This window comes from Enterobacter sp. Taxon_8 (assembly GCF_058354585.1).
On record NZ_CM177989.1, the window covers coordinates 53,598 to 66,406 of the forward strand.

The following is a 12,809-nucleotide window of genomic DNA, read 5'->3' on the forward strand; positions in this document are numbered from 1 at the left end:
CGACTATGGATACCCGTCACCCACCCGTTCGTTTCTCACAGCGTCTGATCAGCTGGATTGTCTGCGGCCTGATGGTCTGGCAGCCGATGGCACCTGCCGTCGCGGCGGCGCTTACGCCAACCGGGCAGACCACGGTCGATCGGGCGGGGAACGGGGTGCCGGTCGTCAACATCGCCACGCCCAACGGGGCGGGTATCTCGCATAACCAGTTCGGTGAGTATAACGTCGGCAAAGAGGGGCTTATCCTCAACAACGGCACGGACCGTTTAACCCGGACCCAGCTGGGCGGGCTTATCCAGAACAACCCCAACCTGCAGGCCGGGCGGGAAGCGAAAGGCATTATCAACGAAGTCACGGGCGCCAGCCGCTCGCAGCTGCAGGGCTATACGGAAGTCGCCGGTAAAGCAGCAAACGTCATGGTGGCCAACCCGTACGGCATTACCTGTAACGGGTGCGGATTTATCAACACCCCGAACGTCACCCTGACCACGGGGAAACCGCAGTTCGACGCCAGCGGTAACCTGCAGGCGCTGGAGGTGACGAAAGGCGCCATCACGGTTGAAGGCCAGGGGCTGGATGCCAGCAAGAGCGACGCGCTGTCGATTATTGCGCGCGCAACGGAAGTGAACGCCGCGATTCATGCGAACGACCTGACGGTGACGGCAGGAGCGAACCGCGTGGGCGCAGACGGCAGCGTCAGGCCGATTGCCGGTGAGGGTGCCGCGCCCGTGGTGGCCGTGGATACCGGCGCGCTCGGCGGGATGTATGCGAACCGTATCCGCCTGGTCTCCAGCGAGACGGGCGTGGGGGTGAACCTCGGCAACCTCACCGCGCGCCAGGGCGACATTCAGCTGGACGCGGGCGGGAAACTGACGGTCACGAACAGCCTGGCCAGCGGATCGATTACCGCGAACGGCGCGGGAGTGGCCCTCAACGGCAGCCATCAGTCCGGTGGCGCGCTGAATGTGGCCAGCTCGCAGGATGTGGAACTCAATAACAGCACGCTCGCCAGCCAGGGCGATATGCGCCTTTCCGCTGCGGGGAAAGTGCAGACGACGGGCGGCGGGTCAAACAGCGCGGGCGCGCTGTCGGTGAGCAGCGGGCAGGGGATGACGCTCAGCAATACCTCCCTGGTCTCCCGCGGCGCGGCGACGCTGGACAGTAAAGCTACCCTGACCGTCAACGGCGGCGGCGTGTCGGCTCAGGGCGGGGCGCTAACCGTCACGAGCAAACAGGGAATGGCGCTTGCGGATGCGACGCTGACGGGTCAGGCCGACACCACGCTGTCCACCGACGGCAGCCTGACGCAGCGCGGCGGCAGCGTCACCAGCAAAGGCGCGCTCAGCGTGGCGGCCGGGAAAGATATCACGCTGACGAATACCCGCAGCGGTAGCGATACCCGCGCGACCCTCAGCAGCGGCGGCACGCTGTCATCCACGGCCAGTGCGGTCTCGGCAGGAGAGAATCTGGCCCTGAGCGGCGGGCAGCTGGTGCTGGACGGCCAGAGCCGGGCCGATGCCACGGGCGATATCCGCCTGACGGGCAGCGCCGTCAGTAATCAGGGGCAGGTGAATGCGGGGCGTGACATTGCCCTCTCCGGCGACAGGGTATCCACCAACGGCCAGCTGGCGGCGAAAGGCCACCTTGACGTGAACGCAGGAGTGCTGACAAACGGCGGCACGGTGCAGGGTAACGACGTCACCCTGAAGGGGCAGACGGTCACTAACAGCGGTACCCTGCAGAGCGCAGGCAACCTGGCGCTGAGCGTTGATACCCTGGAGCAGCGGGGCACGCTGAGCGCGAAAGGCAATGCGAACGTCACGGCGCAGCAGGCCCTGCGTAACAGCGGCAGCCTGCTGGCTGACGGGGCGATGAGCGTGACGGCAGACGCGCTTGAACAGAACGGCACCCTGTCCGGCGCGACGGCGCTGACGGCGCAGGCCGGCACCCTGACCAGCGGTCAGGCGTCCCGCACCACCAGCCAGGGCAATGTACAGATTTCCGCGACCCGCAGCGCCAGCCTGAACGGGCAGACGGACGCGGCGGGGGCCTTAACCGTCAGCACCGGCGACCTGACCACCGGCCAGGATGCGCACCTGCAGAGCGGGCAGGGGCTTACCCTGCAGGCGCAGAATGCCGCGCTGAACGGCACGCAGGCGGCGAAAGGAGCCCTGTCGGTGACGGCGGGCACCCTTGCGCACGCCGGGAAATCCACCGGTAACGCGCTGAGTTTTAACGCAACCGGCGACCTGACCAGCGGCGGCGAGCTCACCGCCGGTACCCTCAGCCTCAGCGGAAATAACATCCTCCAGTCCGGCGTCGCAAAAGCGGACCGCATGACCCTGACGGCCCCCGGGCGCATCACCAGCAGCGGCTCGCTGGTTGCCGGTACGCTGGCGCTGGACGCTGCCTCGGTGGAGAACGGCGGGCTGCTGCAGGGAACCACCCTGCTCGGCCTGAAGACCGGGTCACTCACGAACCTCGCGGGCGGGTCGGTCTACAGCGCGCAGGATTTAACGCTGAATATCCCGGCGCTGGCCAACAGCGGGCTTATCACCACCGACGGCACGCTGCGCATTAAAGGCGACACGCTGACAAACCAGGGTGAAATCAACGGCGTCAGCCTGAGCAGCGACTACCTCAGCCTGACCAACAGCGGACGCCTGCTGGCGGACGACCGGCTCACCCTGAACGGCACTGCGTTTACTAACGCGGGCAATATTGCGGCCGGCGACCTGCACATCACGGCGGACAGCCTGCAGAACCAGGGCACCGTCGGGGGGGACTCGGCGCTGACGCTCGGCGTGGCAGACCTCACTAACCGGGGCGCGCTGCGCAGCGGCGGAACGCTGACGCTTAACGGTGAAACGCTGGCCAACAGCGGCGAGCTCAGCGCCACCGCGCTGCTGCTGAACCTGACCCGCCAGGCCAGCAACGATGCCGACGGGCGGGTAATTGCCCGGGACGGCCTGACGCTGACCGCCGCCAGCCTGACGAACGGCGGCCTGATGGCCGGTACCGACGCGCAGTTTAACAGCGCGTCGGTGACCAACGGCGGCACGCTGCAGGGGACACACTCCCTCACGGCGACCGGGGCACAGCTCAGCAACCTGCAGGCGGGCATGCTGCTCTCCGGCGGCGCGCTCGGCCTGCACCACACCACCCTGAACAACGCCGGGCTGCTGCAGGGCAACACCCTGAACCTGGCCACCGGCGAGTGGATGAATACAGGCAACGCGCTGGGGGAAGCGGGCGTGACGGCGGCGGTGACCGGCACGCTGACCAACAGCGGCAAGGTGCTCAGCCAGCAGGCGCTGGACGTCCAGGCCGGCAGGACCGATAACCGGGGCCAGCTGCTGGCGAAAGTGCTGACCCTGCGGGGCGACCTGCAGAACAGCGGCCTGCTTCAGGGCAGCAGCACGCTGGCCTGGTCCGGCAACACCTTCACGAACCAGCCTCAGGGCCAGGTGACGGGCGGCGAGACCCTGACGCTCAGCGGACAAACGCTGAGCAACGCGGGCAGCCTGCAGGGGCGCAGCGCGACGCTTGACGCCGGGAGCCTGAATAACCAGGGCAGCGTTCAGACGCTGGACGCCCTGACCCTTTCCGCGACCGGCAGGCTGGATAACACGGGCGCCCTGCTCAGCCAGAACCTGTTCACGCTGACGGCGGCGCAGCTGTTCAGCGACGGCCAGCTGGCCGGGAAGGCGCTGACGGTGAAGGCCGCGCAGCTGACCAACACCGGGATTCTTCAGGGCAACGACACGCTGGCGCTGACCACCCGCGCGCTGAGCAACGGCGCCACCGGGCAGCTGATTAGCGGCAGTTCTCTGGACCTGTCCCTCGACACGCTCGATAACGCCGGCCTGCTGCTGGTGAACGGCGGGTTTACCCTGCGGGGCAGCGACCTGACCAACCGGGGCGATATTCAGGCGCAGGACCTGGATTTGGGCCTGAGCAGTGCCCTGACCAGCACGGGGAACATCGTTGCCACCGGAGATGCCGCGCTTCACGCGACGACGCTGACCAGCAGCGGCACGGTGGCGGGCAAAACGCTGACAGCTGGCGCGACGGAGCTGCGCAACAGCGGCCTGATGCAGGGCAGCAGCGCGGTTAACGCCGCCGCTGACCGCTTTATCAACGAGCAGAACGGCAAATGGCTCTCCGGCGGCGGCTTCACGCTGACGGGCGGAGAGCTGACGAACGCCGGTACGCTGCAGGGCGCGACGCTGGGCACGACCGGCACCACCCTCACCAACAGCGGCACGGTGAACGGGCAGACGGGACTCAGCGGCACGCTCGGCGGGGCGTTAACCAATACCGGGCTGCTGCAGAGCGGCGGCGCGACCGCCTTCACCGCGGATACCCTGGCGAACCCGGGGCGCATCACGGGCGGTACGCTGTCCCTCACCGCCCGCGATATGAACAACGGCGGGCTGATGCAGGGAACGAACGGCCTGGCGCTCACCGGGACCACGCTGACCACGGGCGCGGCCTCGCGCACCCTCTCCGGCGGCATGCTGACGCTGGATGCAGGCCAGCTGACCACGCAGGGCACGCTGCAGGGGAACGGCGCGGACATCCGCGCCAGCGACTGGACGCACGGCGGGTCTCTGCTCAGCCAGGGACCGCTGACGGCCACGACCGGCGGCACGCTGACCTCTGCCGGCTCGCTGATGAGCCAGGGCCGGGCGGATATCACCGCACAAACGCTGGATAACCGCGGGCAGCTCCTCAGCGAGGGCGATGTGACGCTCGGCGGCAGCACGCTTAAAAACAGCGGCACCGTGCAGGGGAACACCCTCGCGCTGCATCAGAACAGCATTAACAACCAGGGCACCTTAACCGGTCTGCAGAGCCTGACCGTTCAGGGGCAGCAGCGGCTGATGGCGCGCATGGCGATGGCCGCGCCGCAGCAGGAGCTGATTAACGGCGCAGGCGGTAAGCTTCTCACCCAGGGTACTCTGACGATTGCGTCCGGCGCGGTGACCAACGCCGGCAGCTGGCAGGCACAGAATATTCTGCTTAACGCCCGGTCGCTCACCAACAGCGGCGCGGTGCAGAGCGCCGACGCGTTGCAGATGACGCTGGCCGATACGCTCACCGGAACCGCAGGCAGCAGGATCACCGCGCTGGGTGCGGCGACGCTGCAGGCCGCGACGCTGGCGAACCAGGGCCAGTGGGCGGCGAAAAACCTGACGCTGACAGGCGGCACGCTCAGCAACAGCGGCGCCATCAGCGGCGTGAATGGCCTGACACTCAGCCAGACCGGCGCGGTCAGCCAGCAGTCTGGCGGCACCCTGCTGTCCGGCGGGGCGCTGAACGTCACGGCGGCCTCCGTCACCAGCGACGGCAAAATGCAGGGGGGCACGCTCGGCATCACCACCGGGGCGCTCACCAACAACGGACGTCTGCAGGGCGATAACGGCGCGACGCTGGCCCTCAGCGGGACGCTGACCAACAACAGCGGAGGCGAAATCGTCAGCCGCGATGCGCTGACGCTGACCACGCCCGCGCTGTTTAACTACGGCCTGATCCAGGGCGGCGGCGAGACGCGCGTGACCGCCTCCTCGCAGGCGCGTAACGACGGCAGGCTGCTCTCCGGCGCGCGCCTGACGCTCGGCACGCCGCAGTTCACCGGCACCGGCTGGCTGCAGGCCACCGACCTGATACTCAATGCGGCAAACGCCACCAACGGCGGTACGTGGGTGGCCGACCGGGCCACGCTGACCGGCACCAGTTTCGCCAGCCAGGGCACCACCCAGGCGGGGCAGCTGACGGTTAACTACGGCCAGCTGAACAACAGCGGCACGCTGCTCGGCAACGCGCAGCTGAACATCAATGCCGACCAGGTGACCCAGAGCGCGGGCGGCAGGCTCCTGAGCGGCGGCAACCTGTGGCTGCAGAGCCGTGGGCTGGACCTGACCGGCCAGCTGGTGTCCCTGGGGGACTTAACGCTGCAGCTGACGAACGCGTTTACCAGCCGGACCGCCGTGGCGGCAGGCCGAACCCTGACCATCAGCAGCGGCGGCGACATCGATAACCGCAGCGTGCTGCAGGGGCAGGCGGTCAACCTGAATGCGGGCGGGCAGCTCAGCAACAACGGACAAATCACCACCGGCGGCGGCACCAGCACGCTCTCCGGCAGCAGCGTGGCGCTGAACGCCGCGGGCACGGTGCAGGGCGGAGGTGACATCACCGTGGCCAGCCGGAGCAACATTACCGTCGACGGCTTCACCGGCACGCGCGGCTCGCTGACCCTGAGCGCGCCGGGGTCCATCGTCAACACCGCGCTGCTGTACGCGGCGAATAACCTGGCGCTGTTTGCCGACAGCATCACTAACCAGCGCGGCGACATCATGGCGGGGAATCACCTGTGGATGCAGCGGGATGCAGCGGGGAATGCGAACAGCCAGGTGGTGAACACGTCGGGGAATATTGAGACGCAGAATGGTGATATTGCGATCAGAACGGGGCATTTGCTGAATGAACGAGATGATATGGAGTCGAGCGGTAATACGCAAACTTTGACCAATCCTGTTTACGTCGGAACGGCATCATATCAGATATCTCTGGATGACATGCCAAAACTCAATTACGACATAGTTTATACCCGTACTGACGTATGGGTTGGCAGTTGCGGGCCTACGGGCGCATGTACTATGGATGAACCTTTTTACAGGAAATCCTACAAACTTACCGACACAGGAAAAACTCAGCGTTTTGCTATCTCCCGTACAACGATGGACATTTCAGGGAATAGTGCGGCAGGTCGTATTGCTTCAGGTAAAAACCTGAACATAAACGCCGCTACGCTAGATAACAATGCAAGTAACATTCTGGCAAATAGTAATGTCTCGTTAAGTGGAAACGTGCTTAATAACAATAGCTATCAGTCTGGTGGTTATACAGACTATCTGGTTTACTCATCCTCTTATGTTGGCGCGGGTGGTGCACTCTACACGTTGACTGGTCAGGAGCGGGTGCAGGATGAAGGAGGCGCTATTATTCGCGCCGTCATCCAGGCAGGCGGTAACGTCACCGCAAACTTTACCAGTAACATCAGCAACACCAATACCACTGCGAACGCGGGCGGCGTTAGTAACGTTATCTCCACGCCGTCGCTGAACACCCTCAGCAACCAGAGCGTCGGCAGCGGCGTGCAAAAACAGGGGCTGAACACGACCGGCACCGTGGCGGTGAACTCGCCGCAGTGGAACGATCGGCTCCAGGGTGCGCTGCAGCAGCTTAACGGCGGCGGCGCGCTGGAAAACGGCGGCGCGTCCGGCACGCCTCTCAGCAACATTGGCACCACGCAGAAAGGCAACGCGAACCTCGGCCAGCTGGGCGCGCTGGCGAACGCCGGGGTCACCACCGCCGATCTCCGAACCGCTCAGGGCGGTGCCGTCGGGCATTATCAGGGCCAGCGCGTCGATACCAGCGCTTACCCGCTGCCGTCGGGCAACAACGGCTATTTTGTCTTCTCCGACAACCCGAAAAGCCCGTACCTGATCGGCATCAACCCGAAACTGAACGGTCTCGGACAGCTTGATCCCGCCCTGTTTGCCGACCTGAACGCAATGCTCGGGGTCAAACCGTCGTCCACTGCGCCGCAGGAGACGCGGCTGGCGTTTACCGACGAGAAGCAGTTCCTCGGCTCGTCTTACATGCTCGGCCGTCTCAACCTGAACCCGGATTACGATTACCGCTTCCTCGGTGATGCGGCGTTCGATACCCGCTACGTTTCCAACGTGGTGCTCAACCAGACCGGTAACCGCTACCTGAACGGCATCGGCTCCGATCTGGATCAGATGCGCTACCTGATGGACAACGCCGCGGCGGCGCAGCAGTCGCTGGGCCTGCAGTTTGGCGTCTCGCTGACCGCCGATCAGATTGCCGCGCTCGACCACAGCCTGCTGTGGTGGGAGAAAGCCACCGTCAACGGCGAAACGGTGATGGTGCCGAAACTCTACCTGTCGCCGAAGGACGTCACCGTCAACAACGGCAGCGTGATCGCGGGCAACAACGTCACCCTGAAGGGCGGCAGCATCACCAACGGCGGCAGCTCGCTGCTGGCGCAAAACAGCCTGACGCTCGACAGCCAGAACAGCATCAGTAACCTCAGTAACGGCCTGATGAAAGCGGGCGGCGACCTGAACCTGAGCGCCATCGGCGATATCAATAACATCAGCTCCACCATCAGCGGCAAAACGGTCGCGCTGGAGAGCCTGAACGGCAGCATCAACAACCTGACCCAGGTTGAGCAGATTGATATCAACGCCGGCGGGAAGTACGGCAACATCGGCCTGAAGGACACCCTGCTGGGCAACACGGCGTCTATTACCGCACAGGATGGCCTGTCGCTTGAGGCGGGGAAAAACATCACCGTTACCGGGGCGAACCTGGCCTCCGGCGGCGATATGCTGCTGAACGCGTGGGGCGATATTGCCGTCAACGCGAATCAGATCAACGACGCATTCAGCTCCAGCCGGGCGAAAACCAGCCGTTCGTCCGTCACGTATCAGGGCAGTAACGTCACCGCGGGCGGCAACCTGCTGGTGAATGCCGGGCACAACCTTGACGTGACCGCCAGCGACCTGAAGGCGGGCGGCAGCGCGGGGCTGAGCGCGGGCAACGACCTGAACCTGAACGCAGAGCAAACCAGCGAAAGCAGCCGGAAAGGGAAAAGCGAGTCCCACAGCACCGGGCTCGACCGCACCACGATTTCCGCAGGCGATAACCTGGTTCTGAAGGCCGGACAGGATATCAACGCCCAGGCCGCCGCGCTGGCGGCGGAGAAAAGCGTCGGGCTGCAGGCGGGTCACGACGTGAATCTGGCTGCGGAAGAGACCACGCAGGGCGACAGCTATAGGTCAGGCAAGAAAACCGTCATCAACGAGTCCGTACGTCAGCAGGGAACCGAGATCGCCAGCGGGGCGAATACCCAAATCCTCGCCGGGCGCGATGTCACCACCGAAGCCGCGCAGGTAACGGCGAAGGGCGATATCGGCGTGGCGGCGGGCCGCGACGTCAATCTCAATACCGCAACCGAAAGCGATTATCACTACAAAGAGCAGACCAAAACCAAAAAAGGGTTCCTGAGCAAGAAAACCACCCACACCATCGAGGAGAACAGCGCGACGCGTGAATCCGGCTCATTGTTGAGCGGCGATAACGTGCAGGTCGTTGCGGGCAATAACCTGCTGGTGAACGGATCCGCCGTGGCGGGCGATGGCGACGTGAAGCTTAAGGCGGGCAACAACGTCGATATCGTGGCGGCCACGAACAGCGATACCTCCTGGCGCTTTAAGGAGGAGAAAAAATCCGGCCTGATGGGCTCGGGCGGGATTGGTTTCACCATCGGCAGCAGCAAAAGCACGCACGATCTCCGTGAGAAAGGCACCACCCAGAGTCAGAGCTTCAGTACGGTGGGCTCGACGGGGGGTAACGTCGCGATTTCTGCAGGAAACCAGGCCCACATCGGCGGCGCGGATCTTATCGCCGGGAAAGATTTAAGCCTCAGCGGCGACAGCGTCATCATCGAGCCGGGGCACGACAAGCGCACCCGGGATGAAACCTTCGAGCAGAAGAAAAGCGGACTCACCGTGGCGCTCTCCGGCACCGTCGGTAGCGCTATTAACAATGCCGTGAGCGCGGCGCAGGAGACCAAAGAGCAAAGTGATGGCCGTCTGAAAGCCCTTCAGGCCACCAAAACGGTGCTGTCCGGCGTGCAGGCCGGGCAGGCAGCGGATATGGCGGCAACCACCGGTGACCCGAACGCAATGGGTGTGAGCCTCTCGCTGACGACCCAGAAGTCGAAATCACAGCAGCATGCTGAGAGTGATGCGGTGGCAGGCAGCACGCTGAACGCAGGCAACAATCTTGCCATCACCGCGAACGGTAAAAACAAAGGCGCGAACAGCGGCGACATCGTGATTGCGGGCAGCCAGCTGAAAGCCGGGGGCGACACCACGCTGGATGCACAGAACGACATTCTGCTGTCCGGCGCGGCGAATACCCAAAAAACCAGCGGCAAGAACAGCAGCAGCGGTGGAGGCATTGGCGTGAGCATCGGTGCCGGCGGCAACGGTGCGGGTATCAGCGTGTTTGCCAACGTCAACGCCGCGCATGGCAAGGATAAAGGCAACGGTACCGACTGGACCGAAACCACCATCGACAGCGGCAAAAACGTCATCCTAAAAAGCGGGCACGACACCGTGCTTGATGGCGCTCAGGTTAACGGCAATAAAATCGTGGCAGATGTTGGTCACGACCTGCTGATGCGCAGCCAGCAGAACAACAGCGACTACGACAGCAAGCAGACCAGCGTTGCTGCGGGGGGCAGCTTCACCTTCGGCACCATGTCCGGTTCAGGCTATATCAACGCCAGCCAGGACAAGATGAAGAGCCGCTTTGATTCCGTGGCCGAACAAACCGGGCTGTATGCCGGGGACGGCGGCTTCGATATCACCGTGGGGCATCACACCCAGCTTGATGGCGCGGTTATCGCCTCTACCGCCACACCGGACAAAAACAGCCTCGATACCGGGACGCTGGGCTTCAGCGATATCCACAACGAAGCGGACTTTAAAACCTCGCACTCCGGTATCAGCCTGAGCGGCGGCGGCAGCTTCGGGGATAAATTCCAGGGCAACCTGCCGGGCGGCATGATCTCCGCTGCGGGTAATAAAGGCCATAAGGAGGGCACCACGCAGGCCGCTGTGGCGGAGGGCTCCCTCACCATCCGCGACAAGGCAAACCAGAAGCAGGACGTGGCCGATCTGAGCCGCGACACCGAGCATGCCAACGACAGCATCAGCCCGATCTTCGACAAGGAGAAAGAGCAGAACCGTCTGAACGCAGTTGGGATGATCAGCGATATTGGCAGTCAGGTGGCGGATATTGCCAGGACGCAGGGTGATCTTAACGGGCTGAAGGCGGCCCAGAAAGAAACCGGCGCAACACTCCCCGCAAATGCGACAGAAAAAGAGCGCCAGAACTATCTTGCGAAACTGCGTGATACCCAGGCATACAAAAACGTGATGGTGACCTACGGAACCGGCAGCGCCATGCAGCGCGGCATCCAGGCGGCCACAGCAGCACTGCAGGGACTGGCGGGCGGCAATATCGGAGGGGCGCTGGCGGGCGCGTCAGCACCGGAGCTGGCGAACATCATCGGCCATCATGCAGGCATTGATGACGATACGGCGGCAAAAGCGATTGCCCATGCCATCCTCGGCGGCGTAACCGCAGCCCTTCAGGGCAACAGTGCCGCAGCGGGCGCTGTGGGAGCCGCATCCGGCGAACTGATTGCGACAGCTATCGCCAGACAGTTCTATCCGGACACAGACCCGTCGAAGCTGACGGAAGAGCAGAAGCAGACCGTGAGTACGCTGGCATCTGTTTCAGCGGGCATAGCTGGCGGGATTGCCGGGGGAAATACGGCTGGTGCGGCGACTGGGGCCAGTGCAGGGAAGAATGCGGTGGAGAATAACTATCTTAGCGTGTCTGAAAAGACAGAGCTTGAGATAGCAAAACAGACGCTTAAAAACAGTAAAGATCCGGCAGAGCGCGAAAAGGCGCAGCAGAAATATGATGCGTTGATTGAAAAAGATATTTCCAGCGATAAAGACGTTATTGATGCCTGCGGTAATGGTAATGCGGGTAGCTCAGCGTGTGCAGGTGCAAGACTAAAAGTCATTGCGACAAAAGAGGGATATGAAGATGGCCCTTATAACTCGAAATATAGCCAACAGTACGCTGATGCGTATGGGCAGATAGTCAATCTCCTTGATATCACTAGTGTTGATGCACAGAATCAGCAGCAGGTGAAAGATGCCATGATTAACTATTTCATGGTCACCAAAGGGGTTGATCGTCAGACCGCAGAAAGCTACACCGAAACGAAGCAGGGTCTGGAGATCATTGCGGCTTCGGTAACACCAATTTTGGGTTCTGCTGCGGCAAAACAATTAAGTAAAGTTGTTGATGCCAATCTAAAAGTCGTAGCCAGGGGAAATGTGGATGGAGTGAAGTTTTCTGACACCAACCAAGGTATAAGACCTTCACAGTTAGCTGATTTCAATAAACCGACGCTTATCAATGATGTTGTGCAGGCCAAGATAGACAAGCGGCCGGATAAAAACCTTCCCAATGGGAATATGGGAACAGCTCATGCAGAGGTAGGTGTAATTCAGCAAGCTTATGAAAAAGGAATGACTAACGGCAAAGATATGCTTATGTCGGTAAGTGGGGAGAAAGTTTGTTCATACTGTCTTAGCGATATAAAAATTATGGCTGAAAGATCAGGGCTTAAGTCGTTAACATTATTTGAAGAAACTACTGGTAGGACCTTATATTGGCAGTCAGGAACAAAGGGCTTCCGCGTAAAAGGAGCTAATGATGAATAGGTTGCTTGTTTCATGGTCGATAACACAAAAAGGTGGTACGAAGAAGCCTGATTGCTGGGAAGATATTGTTAACTTATTAGCCAAAGTTCGTTTTTTTAGTGGTTGTGTAACCGTCGACAGATTAGACTGCGAAGGTTATTTAATCTCAGAAGTACAAGTAAGAATGGAAAAAGGTTTCTATCTGGTTACGTTTTTGAACGAAGATGATGAGGTTATGTCAATTACTGATTTAACACAACCAGATGAAAAAGTGTTAATTTTCGGAGATTACTGGCCAGCAAGTCAGCTTACAAAAAATTATGATCTTGTTGTCAGGATCTTTAGGGAGTTCTTCGATACTGGCAATGTATCAAAGGAACTTCTTAATTGAAATATAAATCCAAGATTTCGGCGTCCGCA

2 protein-coding genes are annotated in these 12,809 nt (G+C 61.8%); both read left to right on the forward strand.

Annotated features, from left to right (window positions below; translation table 11 throughout):
• Positions 1-5 precede the first annotated feature (5 nt).
• Positions 6-12,410, forward strand: a complete 12,405-nt coding sequence (gene cdiA / locus AC4IBF_RS00265; RefSeq protein WP_491463099.1) for a contact-dependent inhibition toxin CdiA — start codon at positions 6-8, stop codon at positions 12,408-12,410.
• Entirely contained in the window at positions 12,400-12,780 is a 381-nt protein-coding gene (locus tag AC4IBF_RS00270; RefSeq protein WP_232057359.1) for a DUF6911 family protein, read from the forward strand. The genes cdiA and AC4IBF_RS00270 overlap by 11 nt, the downstream gene beginning before the upstream one ends.
• Positions 12,781-12,809: the final 29 nt, after the last annotated feature.

Excerpts from the sequence above, each read along its gene's own strand:
- cdiA (WP_491463099.1), top strand. The coding sequence starts at position 6 with ATGGATACCCGTCACCCACCCGTTCGTTTCTCACAGCGTCTGATCAGC.
- AC4IBF_RS00270 (WP_232057359.1), top strand. The coding sequence starts at position 12,400 with ATGATGAATAGGTTGCTTGTTTCATGGTCGATAACACAAAAAGGTGGT.